This window comes from Laedolimicola ammoniilytica (assembly GCF_025567165.1).
In the GTDB taxonomy this organism is placed as follows: domain Bacteria; phylum Bacillota; class Clostridia; order Lachnospirales; family Lachnospiraceae; genus Laedolimicola; species Laedolimicola ammoniilytica.
Window position 1 is genome coordinate 79228 of sequence record NZ_JAOQKC010000012.1, and the last position, 18389, is coordinate 97616.

13 protein-coding genes and 1 pseudogene are annotated in these 18389 nt (G+C 53.3%); 10 read left to right on the forward strand and 4 right to left on the reverse strand.

The features are described from left to right. Window positions 1–284: 284 nt before the first annotated feature. The 3 genes and pseudogenes from OCV63_RS10300 to OCV63_RS10310 all read right to left on the reverse strand — a co-directional run. A pseudogene (locus tag OCV63_RS10300) lies at window positions 285–479 on the reverse strand (manganese catalase family protein); the annotation flags it as partial. Window positions 480–497: 18 nt separating this feature from the next. Beyond that, window positions 498–878 (reverse strand): spore coat protein CotJB, encoded by a 381-nt coding sequence (locus OCV63_RS10305; protein ID WP_262670793.1) that lies wholly within the window; start codon window positions 876–878, stop codon window positions 498–500. Next, complete coding sequence (locus OCV63_RS10310) at window positions 875–1072, reverse strand: spore coat associated protein CotJA (RefSeq protein ID WP_158363741.1); 198 nt, start codon at window positions 1070–1072, stop codon at window positions 875–877. Before OCV63_RS10310 ends, OCV63_RS10305 begins: the two co-directional genes overlap by 4 nt. 196 nt (window positions 1073–1268) lie before the next feature. Here OCV63_RS10310 and OCV63_RS10315 point away from each other — a divergent pair, with 196 nt between their 5' ends. The 8 genes from OCV63_RS10315 to OCV63_RS10350 all read left to right on the forward strand — a co-directional run bounded on the left by OCV63_RS10315 (window position 1269) and on the right by OCV63_RS10350 (window position 15508). Beyond that, window positions 1269–2537, forward strand: coding sequence for a diaminopimelate decarboxylase (locus OCV63_RS10315; protein ID WP_158363742.1), 1269 nt, complete (start codon window positions 1269–1271; stop codon window positions 2535–2537). Between the two features lie 155 nt (window positions 2538–2692). Continuing rightward, window positions 2693–4927 carry a CotH kinase family protein gene (locus OCV63_RS10320; RefSeq protein ID WP_158363743.1) on the forward strand — a complete coding sequence of 745 codons (2235 nt, stop codon included), beginning with the start codon at window positions 2693–2695 and terminating at the stop codon, window positions 4925–4927. Window positions 4928–4943: 16 nt separating this feature from the next. Next, window positions 4944–7160, forward strand: coding sequence for a CotH kinase family protein (locus OCV63_RS10325; RefSeq protein WP_262670794.1), 2217 nt, complete (start codon window positions 4944–4946; stop codon window positions 7158–7160). 114 nt (window positions 7161–7274) lie between these two features. Continuing rightward, entirely contained in the window at window positions 7275–9029 is a 1755-nt protein-coding gene (gene pyk / locus OCV63_RS10330) for a pyruvate kinase (protein ID WP_331485540.1), read from the forward strand. An 11-nt stretch (window positions 9030–9040) separates the two neighbouring features. Continuing rightward, complete coding sequence (gene mutS, locus OCV63_RS10335) at window positions 9041–11647, forward strand: DNA mismatch repair protein MutS (RefSeq protein ID WP_262670795.1); 2607 nt, start codon at window positions 9041–9043, stop codon at window positions 11645–11647. Between the two features lie 4 nt (window positions 11648–11651). Next, window positions 11652–13796, forward strand: coding sequence for a DNA mismatch repair endonuclease MutL (gene mutL / locus OCV63_RS10340; protein WP_158363745.1), 2145 nt, complete (start codon window positions 11652–11654; stop codon window positions 13794–13796). A gap of 36 nt (window positions 13797–13832) precedes the next feature. Then, window positions 13833–15278: a glycosyltransferase gene (locus OCV63_RS10345; RefSeq protein ID WP_331485541.1), complete on the forward strand. Its 1446-nt coding sequence runs from the start codon at window positions 13833–13835 to the stop codon at window positions 15276–15278. A 5-nt stretch (window positions 15279–15283) separates the two neighbouring features. After that, window positions 15284–15508 carry a DUF6472 family protein gene (locus OCV63_RS10350; protein WP_158363746.1) on the forward strand — a complete coding sequence of 75 codons (225 nt, stop codon included), beginning with the start codon at window positions 15284–15286 and terminating at the stop codon, window positions 15506–15508. Window positions 15509–15580: 72 nt separating this feature from the next. Here OCV63_RS10350 and OCV63_RS10355 read toward each other — a convergent pair whose 3' ends face one another. Then, window positions 15581–16537 carry a Gfo/Idh/MocA family protein gene (locus OCV63_RS10355; RefSeq protein WP_262670796.1) on the reverse strand — a complete coding sequence of 319 codons (957 nt, stop codon included), beginning with the start codon at window positions 16535–16537 and terminating at the stop codon, window positions 15581–15583. A gap of 201 nt (window positions 16538–16738) precedes the next feature. Between OCV63_RS10355 and OCV63_RS10360 the strand changes: the two genes are divergently transcribed. Both OCV63_RS10360 and OCV63_RS10365 read left to right on the forward strand, forming a co-directional pair. Beyond that, window positions 16739–17908: a D-alanyl-D-alanine carboxypeptidase family protein gene (locus tag OCV63_RS10360; RefSeq protein WP_158363748.1), complete on the forward strand. Its 1170-nt coding sequence runs from the start codon at window positions 16739–16741 to the stop codon at window positions 17906–17908. Window positions 17909–17929: 21 nt separating this feature from the next. Continuing rightward, a partial coding sequence (locus OCV63_RS10365; RefSeq protein ID WP_262670797.1) for an FGGY family carbohydrate kinase occupies window positions 17930–18389 on the forward strand: 460 nt, incomplete at its 3' end.

The window sequence follows — 18389 nt, forward strand, 5'->3', positions numbered from 1 at the left end:
ATATTGGACACCGTCTGCACCATTAATTTCTACATGTGTGTTCGCAATCGAATTAACCTCGTACAGTTTGCGATAAGTCTCAGTTTTATTCGCATTTACCGAACAAATGTTTTAGAGAAAGCCAGTGCGTGGCACTGTTCATAGGGCATGGGGATACCCCATCAAGCATTTTAGGCATGGGTAGCACCCAGACACTGCTTGCTATATCTGATAAAGATAATTATACTATCTATATAATGCTGTTTTCAAACAAACATTCTTAATGTATAACATCATGGTTTCTATTCTTCGGTGCCGATATCCGTAAGTGTTGCCATACATTCCTTATAAGGCATCGTATACCGCTGGGACAGATAACGCATGGACGCGCCGAGCTCGCCGTCGGGTCCTCCATACTGACTTATAATTGCCTTCGCCAGTTTCGGATTCGTCTCCTTGATGTGAATGGGATATTCCAACCGTTTTTCATAACTGAACATATACGCGCACCCTCCTTTCTACTGCCATGGCCACGGCTGGTCGACCCATTTCCAGTAATCCGTGGGATGATGGACGTGGGAGAGGTTCAGCGGGCCATATTTCTGTGAATATTCGTGAAGGGCTTCCTGGTATTTAAGGTTCATTTCCCTGAAGTAGGCGATGGCTTCGCTGTCCTCCGGATGGGTATCCAGATAGAGACAGGCGTCCACGCAGGCAAAGCCGGTGGTAGCAATCAGGCGGAGCAGCTGGTCCTTGGAGAAGCCGCTGCAGGAGCAGGCGGTTTCCGTGCGCGCCGGGCCGGGACCGGGCGGCGGAGTCTGTGGCATCGGGCAGCTGGCGCCATTTCGCGGCTGCGGATAGGTCCTTACAGGCTGCTGACAGTTAGTTCTTCCCATCATCTGCATCCACCCCGCTTTCCGGAAAATGGTTTGTTCAGTTCGGGGAATATGGTTCCCCATTGAAGAGCTTTTTCCAGCTCATAGGTCTGGTCCCAGTACTGCCAGGGCACATAGGCGATGGCCAGGCCCAGGCCGCGTAAGGGGTCACGCATACAGGAACAGCGCAAGGAATTCTGGTTTCGATAATCAGCCATGAGAGCTTCCTTTCCATAAAACTATTCCTGATATCTTATGAAAAAATCGGAAATTCGTGAAATTCACAGCGAAAAGCTTTCTATATTGGATTTACAAATTACAGGAAATGTGGTTATAATAAGCAGGAGTAAAATGGTAGAATCCGCAGATTTTATTGATAAACCAGATTAAACTAAGAAAAGAGGAGTGTCACCAATGAAAAAAGAACCGTTTGTAACACTGGAACAATTACAGGAGATCACCAAAACCTATCCGACTCCCTTTCATCTTTACGATGAGAAGGGAATCCGTGAAAACGCAAAGGCTCTGAAGGAAGCATTTTCCTGGAATAAAGGATACAAAGAGTATTTTGCGGTAAAGGCCACGCCGAATCCGTTCCTGATCAATATTCTCCGGGAGTATGGCTGCGGCTGTGACTGTTCCTCGATGACAGAGCTGATGTTAGCCAACGAGCTCGGTGTAAAGGGAGAGGATATTATGTTTTCCTCCAACGACACACCGGCGGAGGAATTTGAATATGCGGCAAAAATCGGCGCCATCATCAATCTGGACGATTATACCCATATTGATTTTCTGGAGAAGACCATCGGCTACATTCCGGAAACCATCAGCTGCCGTTTCAATCCGGGCGGAATCTTCCAGATCAGCAATGATATCATGGACAATCCGGGCGACGCCAAGTACGGTATGACCGAAGAACAGCTTTTTGACGCCTATCGTGTGCTGCAGCAGAAGGGCGCAAAGCGCTTCGGTATTCATGCTTTTCTGGCAAGCAACACCGTAACCAATGAATATTATCCGATGCTGGCGAAGGTACTTTTCGAGCTGGCCGTGCGGCTGAAAAAGGAGACCGGCGCGGATATCCGGTTCATCAATCTGTCCGGTGGTATCGGAATTCCGTACCGTCCGGATCAGGAGCCCAATGATATCCGGGTTATCGGAGAGGGCGTCCGCAGAGTATACGAGGAGGTAATGGTTCCCGCCGGCATGGGCGATGTGGCCATCTACACCGAGCTGGGCCGCTTTATGATGGGTCCCTACGGCTGCCTGGTGACGAAGGCAATTCATGAGAAGCATACTTATAAGGAATATATCGGCGTAGACGCCTGCGCAGTGAACCTGATGCGTCCGGCCATGTATGGCGCTTACCATCATATTACCGTCATGGGCAAGGAGAACGAGCCCTGCGACCATATCTACGATGTGACTGGTTCCCTCTGCGAAAACAATGATAAATTCGCCATCGACCGTCCGCTGCCGAAGGTAGACAAGGGCGATCTGCTGGTGATTCACGATACGGGAGCTCACGGCTTTGCCATGGGTTATAATTACAACGGCAAGCTGAAATCCGCTGAGATTCTCCTGAAGGAGGATGGTACAGCGAAGCTTATCCGCCGCGCGGAGACGCCGAAGGATTATTTTGCCACCTTCGACTGCTTCGACATCATCAAAAATCTGGTATAGGAATAAAATTTACAAAAAATGGCAGGCTCGGTGAGGGCCTGCTGTTTTTTTTCCAGAAAATTCAAAAAAGCAGAAATTCACTCTTGGGTTTTTTGTCGAAATCTGCGATAATAAATAGTTAGCATGGGAGAATGTTGACATGAGTGGAGAATGAGATGGAGAGAAAGAACAGAGTCTGGAGAAGAACTCCCTACCGCCTGATTTGGTATCTGGCTGTGCTGGCGGGAGCCTTTCTTCTGCTCCAGGGATATCGAAAAATCTATAAAGAGGAGCGGGAGCCCGGAGTTTTTATCGTGGAGGACCAGGCAGAGGCCGGGAAAGAGCTGACGCTGGACGCGGTACATATTTACAACCGGAACGTGGCGGAATGTGCCTGGTATGTGGACGAAACACAGGTGCAGAGCGGGACGAAGCTTGTCGGTTACACTCCTTCCGAGGAGGATGTGGAGAAGCTGATCCGGGTACAGGTGACGCTGAAGGATGGAACGGTATACGGGGATTATCGGTACTACAGTGTCCTGCCGGTATTGTATCTGGAATGTGATACGGCCTATGAAGCGGTGGAAAAAGAGACGGATAGTCCGGTGCAGGTGAGGCTGACCGGGAAGGGCTATACGCCCACGGAGCTTTATGATGGCGAGGGTACGATTCATCTGAGGGGCAACAGCACGGCGGAGCTGGATAAGCGCCCCTTCAAGCTGCGGCTCTCGAAAAAGAAAACCCTTCTGGGAATGGAGAAGAGCCGTCACTGGGTGCTGCTGGCCAACGCCATTGACGCTACCCTGATGCGGAACGAGCTGGCTAACAACCTGTCGGCAGCGCTGGGGGCAGACTGCTATATGGATTCCAGACAGGTGACTCTGGTGTACAATGGAAGCTACTGTGGCGTCTATCAGCTCTGCGAGCAGATCCTGATAGCGGAAAATCGGGTGGGAGTATATAACTGGAAAAATATCTGTGATGAGGCGGCGGAAGAGATTGCCCAAAGCCTGAAAATCGAAGAAAAAGAGAAGGCTCTCTATCGGAAAGGCTTTGAGAAAGTGGTGGAGCAGGAGCTGCTTGCGGATTTTTCCTGGATGGACACCGGCGTATTCATTTCCAAAGGGCTGGAGGACTGGAACGAGCAGTATGGTACCTCCTATCCGACGGAATTCAGGCTGGCGGATTATATAGACTTTTCGGGACTGCCGGATCCCACGGGCGGTGTCCTGCTAAACATCGACGCGAGAAATACGGACAGCTCTCTGGAGACGGCCTATCACCTTCCGATTGAATTCGCGGATCCGGTGGCAGGCGCTACGGGAAAAAAATTATATGAAAATATCAAAACGCAGCTCCAGACTTTGGAATATGCTTTTCACAGTACGGATTTTACTTATCGGGACGCGGATCCCCATTACCGGGTGACCGATGAGGGATACTGCAATTACAGTAATCATTTTGCCCGGGAGGGCGTGGAATACGAAGAAACAGCCTACTCGGATCCGGAGCGGGACGGCAGCCATTACAGCGAGCTGATGGATCTGAATTCCCTGCTTGAGAATTTCTTGTTGTGTGAGTTTACCATGAACTGGGACGCCATGAAAAACAGCGTCTATTTCTATAAGGATCTGGATGGTCCCTGGTATCTGGAACCGGCCTGGGATTATGACTGGGGCTGGGGCAACAGCATGTATACGCTGAACACCTGGTACACGGACGAGTGGCAGACCACCAGCGATTATTATGCCAATGAGACCTATTATCAGACGGTGCAGTGGAACCGGTATCTGATTCGCGATCCCTATTTTCTGGTGCTGCTCCAGGAAAAGTACCAGGAGGCCCGGGAAACAATTTTGGAAGAATATGTAAAAGATGGCGGTCTGATCGATCAGTATGCGGAAATGCTGCGCCCGGCCGCGGAAGCCAATGACGCCCGCTGGGGCGGAAGCATGGGAACCTTTGAGGGGCAGAAGTTTGACGAGGGAGTTCAGGAGCTGAAGCGCTTCATGAAGGAGCGGCTGGCATGGCTGGATCAGCAGTTTGTATCTGTGGAAACCCTGCGAAAGTCCCTGGGATACTATGTGACCTCGGATGAACTGACGATCTCCAGACCCCGGCAGGACGCCCTGACGGGAACCGTGACCTTGACGGTACGGACGGAAATCGAGGACTGTAAGTCTGTGTCGCTGCAGGTCAACGGTACCTGGTTCTATACGGAAAGGCTGAAAAACGGGCAAGCAGCATTCGAGATCCCGGTGGAGGCATTGCGGGGAGCCGGGGAGCGAAACGTGGTGCAGGCCAGACTTCTGGAGGCGGACGGCAGCTACCGGATGAACCCGGAGGGAACGCAGGGAGGCGATTACGTCAACGCAGTCTCCGCTTACACCTGGTTCACAGGCATCCAATAAGATGAGGAAGAAAGAAATGACAGAAAAGAGCGCACAGGGCAGAAAGCTGCGCATGCTGGCCGGAATGGTGCTGTGCATGCTGGCGATTCTGGCTGGAGTATATGTATATAAAGAACGGGCGGGGGCTTCCGTGACCATCCGGGATTCCTATGCGGAGATCGGGAAAGAGATGAAGCTGGAGGCCTTTCATTTGATAGGGCGACCGGTGGAAAGCTGCGTCTGGTACGCGGGGGATGAGGAGGTTCAGAGAACCCGGAGCCTGAAGGGCTATACGCCGCAGTCAGAGGATGTGGAGCATTTTATCCGGGTGGAGGTGACCCTGAAAAACGGCACTGTGTATTCGGATTCCCGGTATCTGAGCGTCCTGCCGGTGCTGTATCTGAACTGTGATACCGCCTACGACGATATGACCAAGGAGGACACGGCGTCAGCTTCCATGGTGCTGGAAGGAAGCAGGTATCTGCCGGATCAAACCTACGACGGCCGGGTATCCCTGCATGTGCGGGGCAACAGTACGGGCAGCCTGAAAAAGAAGCCGTTCAAGGTGAAGCTGGAGAAAAAGACGGCACTGCTGGGCATGGTGGAACAGAAGCACTGGGTACTGCTGGCCAACGCCATTGATTCCACGCTGCTGCGGGATCAGATTGTCTACGGGATGGCGGCGGAGCTGGGCGCTCAGACCGCTATGGATTCCCGGCAGGTGACATTGATTTATAACGGAGAATACGAGGGCGTCTATCAGCTCTGCGAGCATGTGCGGGTGGGCGAAAACCGGGTGGACATCTACGACTGGGAAAAGGTGGCGAAAAAGGCCGGGGAGGCCATTGCCGAACGGCTGATTCTGGAAGAACAGATTCCGGATGAGTACCGGAAACTGTTTGAGGATAAACTAAAGGAAGAACTGCAGGCGGATTTGTCCTGGCTGGATACCCGGAGTTTTCATTCGGAGGGAATCGAGGGCTGGAACGAGGCCGAACAGGATACGGTGCAGACAGATTTCGACATGACGGAATTTGTGGATTACAGTGAGCTGCCCGCGGCCACAGGTGGCGTGCTGGTGGAACTGGACGATAAGGAGAAGATCCGCACTCTGACCACCAATTACGCGGAGCCCTTCTACTTTGTGTCGCCGGAAGCCGGGGATACCTGGGAAAGCCTGAACAGCTACGTGAAGGAGAGCCTGCAGTCACTGGAATATGCCCTTCACGACACAGACTTCACCTATCATAACGACAGTATCCATTATCGGGTGATGAACAACGGAAGCAATCATTACGAAGCAGGAGAATTCGAACGAAAAAATGTAATTTACTGGGAATCTGATTTCCAGTCGGAGAAAAATGACGGGGTTCACTATTCGGAAATGGCGGACGTGGACTCCATGGTCATCAATTTCCTGACGGCTGAGATCACCATGAACTGGGATTCCATGAAGCACAGCCTCTTTCTCTATAAGGATGTGGACGGACTCTGGATCGTGGGTCCCCAGTGGGATTACGACTGGGCCTGGGGCAACAGTATGGCTCAGAAGGAGACCTGGGTGCCGGACGACTGGCAGACCACAAACGCGTACTTCGCCTACGAGACCTATTACCAGACCGTGCAGTGGAACCGATATCTGATCCGGGATCCGTATTTTCTGATGCTGGCTCGGGAAAAATATCTGGAAATCCGGGACACCTATCTGGAGGAACTGATAAAGGAGGGCGGACTGCTGGATCAGTACGTCTATGATATCCGCCCGGCGGCATTGGCCAACGATCAGCTCTGGAAGGGCAGTATGGGCACCTACGGCGGCCAGAAATTCGACGAGGGCGTGGAACGGTTGCGGGAATTCATCGAGCTGCGTCTGGAGTGGCTGGATGAGCAGTTCGCGACACTGGAGAGCTTTCGGACCTCCCTGGGCTACTATGTGACTTCCGATCTGGTACAGGTGGCAGAGGTGGATACGGAAAGCGGGGAGGGCTTTACGGAAATCCGGGTGACGACGGAGGATGAGGCCGCGGCTGCCGTGTCAGTCCAGGTCAACGGATCTCATTTTTACACAGCGGATCTGGAAAACGGAAGTGCCCTGATCCGGGTATCAGACGCGGTTCTGCGGGGAGACGGACAGGAGAATATGGCGCAGGTTCGCCTGCTGGATAGGGATGGAGCCTATCTGGTAAATGAAGAGGGAAGCACGAAGGGCGAGTATACCAATGGCATTTCCACTTATGTATGCTTTGCGAAATGAGGATTTTTCAGCAAAGATTTTACGAGTCCTTTTCTTGACGGCGCTTCTTCTGCGGTGTTATAATGGGCGGGTAAAATGGAAAAGATAGAGAAGAAAACAGGAGTGAAAAGAAGAATGACTAGGACAATGAGAAAAACGAAAATCATCTGTACTCTGGGACCTGCCTCCGAATCCGAAGAAGTGATTCGCGAACTGATGCTGGCAGGTATGAATGTAGCAAGACTGAATTTCTCCCATGGAACCCATGAGGAGCAGAGAGGAAAGCTGGAACGGGTAAAGAAGGTCCGGGAAGAGCTGGGACTGCCCGTGGCGCTGCTTCTGGATACAAAGGGCCCGGAGATCCGGACCGGCGAATTTGAAAAAGGTAAGGTAGAGCTGAAGAAGGGACAGACCTTCGTGCTGACTACCGAAGATGTGATGGGAAACGAAGGAATGGTATCCATCACTTACAAAAATCTGGTAAAAGATGTAAAAGAAGGAGATTCCATTCTGATCGACGACGGTCTGATCGGCCTGAAGGTTACAAAGCTGACCGAGAAGGAGATTATCTGTAACGTAGAAAACGGAGGAACCATTTCCAATAAAAAAGGTATCAACGTGCCCGGTGTAGAGCTGAAGATGCCCTTTATCAGCAAAAAAGATAGAGAAGATATTCTTTTCGCCGTGAAGGAGGGCTTTGACTATATTGCTGCGTCCTTCACCAGAACCGCCGATGACATTCTGGAGATCCGCCGGATTCTGGAGGAGAATAACTGCAATTATATCAAGATCATTGCCAAGGTGGAAAATGATCAGGGTATTAAAAATGTGGACGAGATCCTGCGGGTAGCCGACGGTGTCATGATTGCCCGCGGCGATATGGGCGTGGAGATTCCGCTGGAGGAAGTGCCGAGCATCCAGAAGAAGCTGATCCGCAAGGCCTTCGAGACCGGAAAGCCGATCATTACCGCCACTCAGATGCTGGATTCCATGATGAAGAATCCCCGTCCGACCCGTGCGGAGACATCTGACGTGGCCAATGCCATCTACCAGGGAACCAGCGCCATCATGCTGTCCGGCGAGACTGCTTCCGGCCAGTATCCGGTGGAGGCTCTGAAGACCATGGTAAAGATTGCCCTGCGTACCGAGGCGGATATCGATTATGACGCCCGGTTCAAGCGCCGGAGCATTGAAGATCGGACCGATATTACGAACGCTGTTTCCCATGCGACCTGTACCACAGCGGTAGATCTGCATGCGGCGGCGATTATCACCGTTACCAAGTCCGGCCGTACCGTAGGCATGGTAGCGAAGCATCATCCGGGCTGCATGATCATTGGTTGTTGTATGGATGATTATGTATGCCGTCAGTTGAATCTGTACTGGGGCGTACAGCCGCTGCTTCTGGCCAAGGAGGAGGAAGCAGAGGCACTGTTCAACAGCGCTGTAACGGCAGCGGAGGAGGCAGGCCTGGTATCCAGAGGCGATCTGACCGTATTGACTGCAGGCGTACCACTGGGCGTTACCGGAACGACAAACCTGATCAAGGTTCAGGTAGCAGGAAAAATTCTGGTAAAGGGTAAAGGCTATACCAAGAAAAAGGTCTGCGGCCCCATCTGTGTGGCAGCCAATGCGGCAGAACTTAAAAAAAGCTTTGTCGCAGGCGATATCGTCGTAGTGCCGGAGACCACCAACGAGATGCTCTCCGAGCTCAAGAGCGCCAAGGCGGTAATCGCAGAGCAGGGCGGAAGCAATTCCCATGCGGCTATCGTAGGCCTGACCCTGGATATCCCGGTCATCGTCAATGCGACTAACGCGACGGAAATACTGAAGAATGGAGCTGTGGTGCAGGTGGACGCGGAGACCGGAACCGTTTCCAGCAACAGCTAGGAGGAAAATTCATGGCGGAAATGACACCCATGATGCAGCAGTACCTGAAGACCAAGGAGCAATACAAGGACTGTATATTATTTTATCGTCTGGGCGATTTTTATGAGATGTTCTTTGATGACGCGAAGATTGCGTCCAAGGAGCTGGAACTGACATTAACAGGAAAGAGTTGTGGATTGGAGGAACGCGCACCTATGTGTGGCGTTCCTTATCATGCTGTAGAGGGGTATCTGAACCGGCTGGTATCCAGAGGCTATAAGGTGGCTATCTGCGAGCAGGTGGAGGATCCGAAGGAAGCCAAAGGGCTGGTGGCCCGGGAAGTAGTGCGAATCGTAACGCCGGGTACGAACCTGAGTACAGCCGATGAGACGAAGAATAATTATCTGATGTGCATCGTCTATCTGTCCGATCGCTATGGGATCTCCACCGCGGATATTACCACCGGCGACTATCTGGTGACCGAGGTGGATTCGGAGCGGAAGCTCTTAGATGAGATCAATAAATTTGCCCCTGCGGAAATCATCTGCAACGAGGCCTTTTCCATGAGCGGCGTGGACCTGGAGGATCTGAAATTCCGGCTGAATATCGCCCTTTATCCCCTGGAATCCTGGTATTTTGATGATGAATTATGTAAAAATACATTGCTGGAGCATTTCAGCACCGCAAGTCTGGCCGGGCTTGGCCTTACGGACTTAAGCTGCGGCATGATTGCGGCGGGCGCATTGCTCAAATATCTCTACGAGACCCAGAAGCAGCCCCTGACCCATATGACCCACCTTAAGACCTATACCATTGGCAAATACATGATCATCGATAGCTCCAGCCGGAGAAATCTGGAGCTGACCGAGACCCTGAGGGAAAAGCAGAAGCGCGGCTCCCTTCTGTGGGTGCTGGACAAGACGAAGACGGCCATGGGCGCCAGAACCCTGCGGACCATGGTGGAGCAGCCCCTCATTGACCGGGCGGAGATCGAGAAACGCCATGCGGCTATCGAGGAGCTGAACCAGCATGTGATTACCCGGGAGGAATTAAGGGAGTACTTAAATCCCATCTACGATCTGGAGCGTCTGATTGGACGCATCAGTTATAAGACGGCGAATCCCAGAGACATGATAGCATTCCGGACTTCCCTGGAAATGCTGCCCCATATTCGCACATTGCTGGAAGATTTTTCCTCTCCATTGCTCTGTGAGCTTCGGGAGGATCTGGATACGTTGACGGATATTCAGGCTATGATTGAGAGGGCCATTCAGGAGGATCCACCCATCTCCATCCGGGACGGCGATATCATCAAGGACGGCTATCACGAGGATGTGGATCGCTTCCGGAAGGCCAAGACCGAGGGCAAGAGCTGGCTGGCGAAGCTGGAGGCCCAGGAGCGGGACAAAACCGGTATTAAAAATCTGAAAATCAAGTATAATAAAGTATTCGGCTACTATCTGGAGGTCACCAATTCCTATAAGGACATGGTACCGGAGACCTGGATGCGTAAGCAGACCCTGACCAACGCGGAACGCTACATCACGCCGGAGCTGAAGGAGCTGGAGGATACGATTCTCGGGGCTGAGGAAAAGCTGACAGCCCTGGAATACGGCCTGTTCTGCGAGCTTCGCGACAACATCGCGGCCCAGGTGCTGCGGATTCAGAAGACGGCCAAGACCGTGGCCCAGGTGGACGTGTTCGCTTCCCTGGCTTTCGTGGCGGAGCGGAACCATTTTGTGCGTCCGAAGATGAATGAAAAGGGCGTCATCGATATCAAGGGCGGCCGCCATCCGGTGGTGGAGCAGATGATTGACAACGACATGTTCATTCCGAACGATACATATCTGGATAATAACGCCAACCGGATTTCCATCATCACCGGTCCGAACATGGCCGGAAAATCTACCTACATGCGCCAGGCGGCCCTCATCGTGCTGATGGCCCAGGTGGGCAGCTTCGTCCCGGCGGACAGCGCGAAGATCGGTATCGTAGACCGGATATTTACCCGTGTGGGAGCTTCCGACGATTTGGCCTCGGGACAGAGTACCTTCATGGTGGAAATGACAGAAGTGGCAAATATTTTGCGGAATGCCACAGGCAACAGCCTTCTGATTCTCGATGAAATCGGAAGGGGAACCAGCACTTTTGACGGCCTGGCCATCGCCTGGGCGGTCATTGAATACATTAGCAATCCGAAGATTCTCGGGGCCAAGACCCTGTTCGCCACCCATTACCATGAGCTGACCGAGCTGGAAGGCTCCCTGGCTGGGGTCAATAACTATTGCATCGCAGTCAAGGAAAAGGGAGATGATATCGTGTTCCTGCGGAAAATCATTCGGGGCGGTGCGGATAAGAGCTACGGCATTCAGGTGGCGAAGCTGGCCGGGGTGCCCGATCCGGTTATCGCCCGGGCCAAGGAGCTGGTGGAGGAGTTAAGCGAAGCGGATATCTCTCTGAAGCCGAAGGCCCTGCCGGTGGAAATGAGCATGGAGTCCGAGCAGATCTCCCTCTTTGATACGGTGAAGGACGACGATATCATCACCGAGATCCGGGACATGGATCTGGGCAATATGACGCCGCTGGATGCACTGAACACCATCTACCGGCTGCAGAACAAGATTAAGAACAGGTGGTGATCGGATGGCAAATATTCAGGTACTGGATCAGAAAACAATCGATCAGATCGCGGCGGGAGAGGTCATCGAGCGGCCCTCCTCCGTGGTCAAGGAGCTTGTGGAAAATTCCATCGACGCGGGGGCTACGGCGGTCACGGTAGAAATCCGGGACGGCGGTACCTCCTTTATCCGGGTGACTGACAACGGAAGCGGCATTGACCGCGACCAGGTGTCGGTTGCCTTTTTGCGCCATTCCACCAGCAAAATCCGGGCGGTGGAGGATCTCTTTCACGTAGCCTCCCTTGGCTTTCGCGGGGAGGCGCTTTCTAGTATCGCGTCCATCGCCATGGTGGAGCTGATTACGAAGACGGGGGACGCCGACGCGGGCGTGCGCTATGTCATCGAAGGCGGCGTGGAGCGGAAAATCGAGGATATGGCGGCTCCGGACGGCACTACCTTTCTGGTGCGGAGCCTCTTTTACAACACCCCGGCCCGGCGGAAATTCCTGAAATCGCCCATGACTGAGGCGGGCTATATCAGTGATCTGATGGAGCGTCTGGCTCTGTCTCATCCTGATATTTCCTTCCAGTTTATCAACAACGGACAGACGAAGCTGCACACCTCGGGCAATCATAACCTGAAGGATGTGATTTACCACATCTATGGGCGGGAGATCGCGGCCAATCTGGCGGAGATCGACGCGGTCCAGGGTCCGGTACGGATCACGGGCTTTATCGGGAAGCCGGTGATCTCCAGGGGAAACAGGGGCTTTGAGAATTATTTTATCAATGGAAGATACATCAAAAGCAATGTGATTGCCCGGGGCATCGAGGAAGGCTATCGGACTTTTATGATGCAGCATAAATATCCGTTCACGGCGCTGCATTTCACGATCGACGGCGGGCTTCTGGATGTGAATGTGCATCCGACGAAGATGGAGTTACGGTTCTCGAACCAGGAGCAGTTATATCGGTTTGTGCGGGAGACCGTACACCAGGGGCTTATGGGGCGGGAGCTGATCCCCGAGGTGAAGCTTACCGAGGAGGGGCCGGAGAAGAAGGCGGAAGGCAGCCCCGTTTTTGAAAATAAGGCAAAACCGGAAGTGGTTGCGCAACCGGAAAAACTGCCGACCCCGCAGGAGCGGAATCTGGAGTATTTTATGACACAGATGCGAAAGAGGGTCAACGCGGAATTTGAGGAGAAGAAGGCAAAGCGGCAGGAGGCTGCGCCGGAGAAGCCTGTAGAAGAGAGACCTACGTCGAAGGATGATCCGATTTTCGGCAATGCGGAACTGGCGATGCTGGAGCCGAAGACAGAAGAGCCGCAGCAGGAACAGCCGGTGGCACAGGCGGAAGAGAAAGTGCCTGTTCCGGAGCGTGTTGTGGAGCCGGGGATTCTGCGGGAGGATAGTGCATATCAGGTAACTTGGAAGCCGGAGTCAATACCAAAGCAGATAGCTGTGTCAGAAACAGTGGCGGCAGCGGAAGAGCCAGAAGCAGCCGAAGCCGATGTCACCACCCGGATCGAGAAGGCTCCGGACACGGCATACGAGCAGCAGGATCTCTTCGACCACCGCCTTCTGAACCCGAAGACCAAATCCGATATTATTATCATCGGCCAGCTATTCGAGACTTACTGGCTGGTGCAGTTCGAAGATAAATTTTATATGATTGACCAGCATGCAGCCCACGAAAAAGTGCTCTACGAGCGCACCGTGAAGACTCTGGCGAACAAGGAAATCACATCCCAGATGGTCAGCCCGCCCATGATCCTGACCCTGAACATGCAGGAAGCGGCGAAGCTTTCCGAATATCAGGACTATTTTCGGGAGCTGGGCTTCGAGATCGAACCCTTCGGCGGCAAGGAATACGCGGTCAGCGCAGTTCCGGCCAACCTGTACGGACTGGCGGAGAAGGATTTATTTATGGAGCTCTTAGATGACCTGGAATACGTCAGCGGCAAGAATACAGAAATGATTCTCGACAAGATTGCCTCCATGTCCTGCAAGGCTGCAGTCAAAGGCAATCAGAGACTGTCCACGGCGGAGGCCCATGAGCTTATCGAGGAGCTATTGACGCTGGACAATCCTTACAACTGTCCCCATGGCCGCCCTACGATCATTGCTATGACAAAGCAGGAGATAGAAAAAAAATTCAAACGAATTGTGTAAAAATGGAAAAGATGACAGCGCGACGTGGCTACCATTTTGAAAGAGATAGAAGAGGAGAGCGTAGACGTGAAGAAGGAGGAAGGCATCATGGAGGGAAAAATCCCGACCGTATCCATTATCATTCCTGTATACAATGCAGAAAGCTTCCTGGCCCGCTGCGTGGACAGTGTGTTGGGACAGGAATATACAGATTTTGAGCTGCTGCTTATCGACGACGGCAGCAAGGACAGATCCGGCGCTCTGTGCGACGCCTATGCGGCGTCCGATTCCCGGGTGCGCGTCTTCCACAAGGAAAACGCAGGCGTCTCGGCGGCCCGGAACCAGGCCCTGTCTGAGGCCCGGGGCACCTTTATCCAGTTCCTGGACAGCGACGACTGGATGACGCCTGATTCCACCAAGCTCCTGGTGCGGGCGGCGGAAGAGAACGACTGTGATCTGGTCATCGCGGATTTCTACCGGGTAGTGGGAGAGCGGGTGTCCCGGAAGGGAGATATCGAGGAAGAAGGCGTCATGAGTCCGGAGGAGTTCGCGGCCCATATGATGGAGAGCCCGGCGGATTACTACTACGGCGTACTCTGGAATAAGCTGTACCGCCGATCTATCATTGAGGAGCACGCCCTTCGCATGAACGCGGAAATCAGCTGGTGCGAGGATTTCATGTTCAACCTGGAATACATCCGTTTCGCGGAGCGCATCACGGCCCTGCACGCGCCCATTTACTACTATGTGAAGCGGAAGGGGTCGCTGGTGACCACCCAGGGAACCAGCCTGTCCAAGACCATTCAAATGAAGCTTGGCGTCTTCGAGTATTATCATAACTTCTATAAACATGTGCTGGATGAGGAGGAATACGAAAAAAACCGTCTGCAGCTCTACCGGTTCCTGGTGGACGCGGCCAGCGATGGCCTGGTGGGCATTCCACTGCTGCCCGGTACCAAGAAGCTGGGTGATGAGCGGGCCGGAGTCAGCGCGACGGCTCTGGCAGGGGAGGGCATGCTTTCCGATCTCTACCGGGAGCGGAAGCTGATGCAGCGCTATCTGGAGGTGGCCGCCCTGAAAAATGATCTGACACCGTCAGAAGCCTATCTGCTTTTGTGCCTGAGCCATCTGGGCGGGACGGTGAATAAAAAAGAACTGGCTGATTTCGCCGGTGTGAGCCGAAGCGCCCTGACCATGCAGCTCCAGAAGCTGGTGCTGCGGGGACTCATCAAGATGGAAGATATTCCAATGCCGAAGCCTGTACGCTCAAAGAAAGAGAAAGGCACGGAAAAGGATGAAACTTTGCAAAAGACCCCAGAAAAACGGGTACGTGTCACCTTTCAGCCCGAGGCCGAGCCGATTTTGCGGGAGCTGGCCACCGTGCAGCGGGACTATGACGAGACGAGGTTCGCAGGCTTCGAGGAAGAAGATCTGATCCAGTATGCCCGCCTGACCGAGAAAATGAAGCGGAATATGCAGAAAGTGCTGGCACCGGTGCATTAAGAGATATGAATAAGAACAGACAGGGAGGAATCTACGTGACCAAGAAAAAGCCGAAGGCTACCAACTGCGAGATGTGCGGCAACTACGTTTACGATGACGATTACGGTTACTACGTCTGCGAAATGGACCTGGACGAGGACGAAATGCGCCTCTTCATCCAGGGCAGCTTCCACGGCTGCCCTTATTTCCAGTACGGGGACGAGTACCGGATCGTGAGACATCAGATGTAAGATTTAAAATAGAATACGAAAAGAGGCAGGTGACAGCGTATGCGGCCGCAGCGCTTTCATACTGCTATAGGCTCAGTGATTCCAGCTGTTATGCAGCGCAGCCAGCGTCTTCATGGCCCGCACAGACATCTCCTCGGTCATGATCGGGCTCTCGGTCAGGCCCTGGCGGATGCAGGCGAGGGCGTGCTCCAGCTCATAGCGCAGCTCGAAATCGCAGGGATAATTGAGCATCACAGGTTCCTGTCCCGGAAAATGCAGGATTGCCCGCCGGGCTTTCCAGTAATCCGGGAGCTCGATGGAGCCTTTTTCTCCGTAGAGCCAGCCGGTGTGAACGGTCTCAGAAAGAGTGCTGGTCTTGTTGGTGAAAATTAGGCCGTTTTCCATGCGCATCACCGCCGCGAACTGATTTTCCACCGGACTGTCGCCGCGGGTGCAGAGCCCGGTCTGTTCGGTTACAAAAGAATCAAAGAGATATTGCATCAGCTGCAGACTGTAGCTGGCATTGCCGTAGAGGGGGCCGCCGCCCTTGGTCGGGTCGTACATCCAGCCGTTGTAGCTGGCTTCGAAGGAACTGGAAAAATCAGCCATGGTAATCGGCCCAAATTCTCCGGCCTGGATCCGCTTCTTTAATTCCTGCATCACCGGAAGAAAGACACATTTCTGCATCTCCATCACAAAGAGCTCTTTCTCCCGGGCCAGGGCGAAGATATCCCGAATCTCCGAGGGCCGTAAGGCAAAGGGCTTCTCGCAAAGCACATGCTTTCCCGCCTCCAGCGCGAGACGGGCATACCGTGCGTGTTCGCTGTTGATGGTGGCGATATAGACGATATCGACGGCGTCCGAGGCAATTAGGTCCTCATAGCTTCCGAAGGTCAGCGGAATGTTCCAGAGCGCGGCCTTTTCTCTGGCCCTGAAGAGATTGCGGGAGGCAAGAGCGGTGATTTTACAGTCTGTCATCGTGCCTGCGGCGCCGACGAAGCGGGGAACGATGGATGCGGTGCTTAAAATACCAATGCGAAGAGGCTTCATAGAGAACACTCCTTTCGGAAATATCTTATTAATTATAGAATAGGGGAAGAACCCAAAAGCGTCAAGAGCAAACCTGTCCGGATGTGTATTTTTGTTACTGTGCATCGCGTAGCGTGTTGCTGAGAACGGAGTGAACAGTAACATATTTTCGGCAGGAGGCCATAGGATATAATAATCGGATGCTGTATGGATGTGAACGCAATGAAAAAAATGATGGCTCTTCTGACGGCGCTGCTTCTGGCCTTTCAGGCCGCTCTGCCCGTGGTATACGCCGAAGAAAATGGGACAGATTCCCTGGGCATCACGGCGCCCTCTGCGATTTTGATGGAGGCCTCCACGGGGACGGTTGTCCTGGAAAAGAACGCCCATGAAAAACTGCCGCCTGCCAGTGTAACCAAGATCATGACCCTGCTTCTAATCTTCGACACCATTTCCCAGGGGAAAATTCATCTGGATGATACTGTGACCACCTCGGAATATGCCGCGTCCATGGGCGGTTCCCAGGTGTTCCTGGAAGCCGGGGAGACCCAGAGCGTGGATACCATGATCAAGTGCATCTCTGTGGCCTCGGCCAACGACGCGTCGGTCGCCATGGCTGAATATGTGGCCGGGACGGAACCTCTCTTTGTGGAAATGATGAACGAGCGGGCGAAGGGGCTCGGCATGAACGATACCCATTTTGTCAACTGCTGCGGCCTGGACACGGAGGGCCATGTGACCAGCGCCTACGACATCGCGCTGATGTCACGGGAACTGATTACGAAGTATCCGCAGATTCATAATTATTCCACCATCTGGATGGAAAATATCACCCACGCCACAAAGCGCGGAACAGAGGAGTTTGGACTGACGAACACGAATAAGCTGATTCGGCAGTATCCCTACGCTACAGGCCTGAAGACCGGGTCTACCAGCCTGGCGAAGTTCTGTGTGTCGGCCACCGCGGAGAAGGATGGCATCGAGCTGATCGCCGTCATCATGGCAGCGCCCGACCCGAAGGGGCGTTTCGCAGACGCCACAGCCCTTTTAAACTACGGCTACGCCAAATGTACCCTGTACCGGGATACCGATGAGCTGCCGCAGGTGACAGTGCCCGTGCGGGGCGGCGTGGAAGAGGAGGCAGCAGGCGAGTATGCGGGGAGTTTTTCCTATCTGAGCACTACGGGCCAGGACTTGACCGGCATTGAAAAAAAGTGGTATGCTAAGACAGAAGTCGAAGCACCTGTGGAGAAAGGACAGCAGATTGGAAAGCTGGTCTACTATCTGGACGGCCAGGAGCTGGGCAAGATAGAAATTGTAGCAGCAAAAGCGGTGGACCGGGCGGATTATCTGCACTATGTGAAGAAGGGGTTCGGGTACTGGCTTTTATAATAAGGAGAGGAAGAAGTACAAATGAATTTTCTGATTTTAGACGTGGGTACCTCCAGCATGCGGGGGATTCTGTTCCGCGGTACGGGCGAGATGCTACATACGGTGCAGAAGACCTATCAGGTCATCACTCTGGATCACGGCTGGGTGGAGCAGAATCCGCTGGATTTTAAGAACCATATGACGGCGATTGTGAAGGAATCCGCTGCCTGGGCGGGGGAGCATGGGGAGACTATCGACGCGGTGGCGCTTACCTCCCAGCGTTCTTCTGTGATTCCGGTGGACGAGAACGGCAATCACCTGGGTAATGCGCAGATGTGGCAGGATAAGCGTACCGTGCCCATGTGCAAGGCCATGGAGGAGCAGCACAGGGAGATCTTTAAGCTCTGCGGTTCCCGGGTCAATCCGGTATTCTCCGGCGCAAAGATGAAGTGGATGCGGCAGAATCAGCCGGATTTATATGAGAAAGCCTATAAGCTGACCG

Coding starts and splice junctions, on each gene's coding strand:
- OCV63_RS10305 (WP_262670793.1), bottom strand. CDS start 878: ATGATGGGAAGAACTAACTGTCAGCAGCCTGTAAGGACCTATCCGCAG.
- OCV63_RS10310 (WP_158363741.1), bottom strand. CDS start 1,072: ATGGCTGATTATCGAAACCAGAATTCCTTGCGCTGTTCCTGTATGCGT.
- OCV63_RS10315 (WP_158363742.1), top strand. CDS start 1,269: ATGAAAAAAGAACCGTTTGTAACACTGGAACAATTACAGGAGATCACC.
- OCV63_RS10320 (WP_158363743.1), top strand. CDS start 2,693: ATGGAGAGAAAGAACAGAGTCTGGAGAAGAACTCCCTACCGCCTGATT.
- OCV63_RS10325 (WP_262670794.1), top strand. CDS start 4,944: ATGACAGAAAAGAGCGCACAGGGCAGAAAGCTGCGCATGCTGGCCGGA.
- pyk (WP_331485540.1), top strand. CDS start 7,275: ATGACTAGGACAATGAGAAAAACGAAAATCATCTGTACTCTGGGACCT.
- mutS (WP_262670795.1), top strand. CDS start 9,041: ATGGCGGAAATGACACCCATGATGCAGCAGTACCTGAAGACCAAGGAG.
- mutL (WP_158363745.1), top strand. CDS start 11,652: ATGGCAAATATTCAGGTACTGGATCAGAAAACAATCGATCAGATCGCG.
- OCV63_RS10350 (WP_158363746.1), top strand. CDS start 15,284: ATGAATAAGAACAGACAGGGAGGAATCTACGTGACCAAGAAAAAGCCG.
- OCV63_RS10355 (WP_262670796.1), bottom strand. CDS start 16,537: ATGAAGCCTCTTCGCATTGGTATTTTAAGCACCGCATCCATCGTTCCC.
- OCV63_RS10360 (WP_158363748.1), top strand. CDS start 16,739: ATGAAAAAAATGATGGCTCTTCTGACGGCGCTGCTTCTGGCCTTTCAG.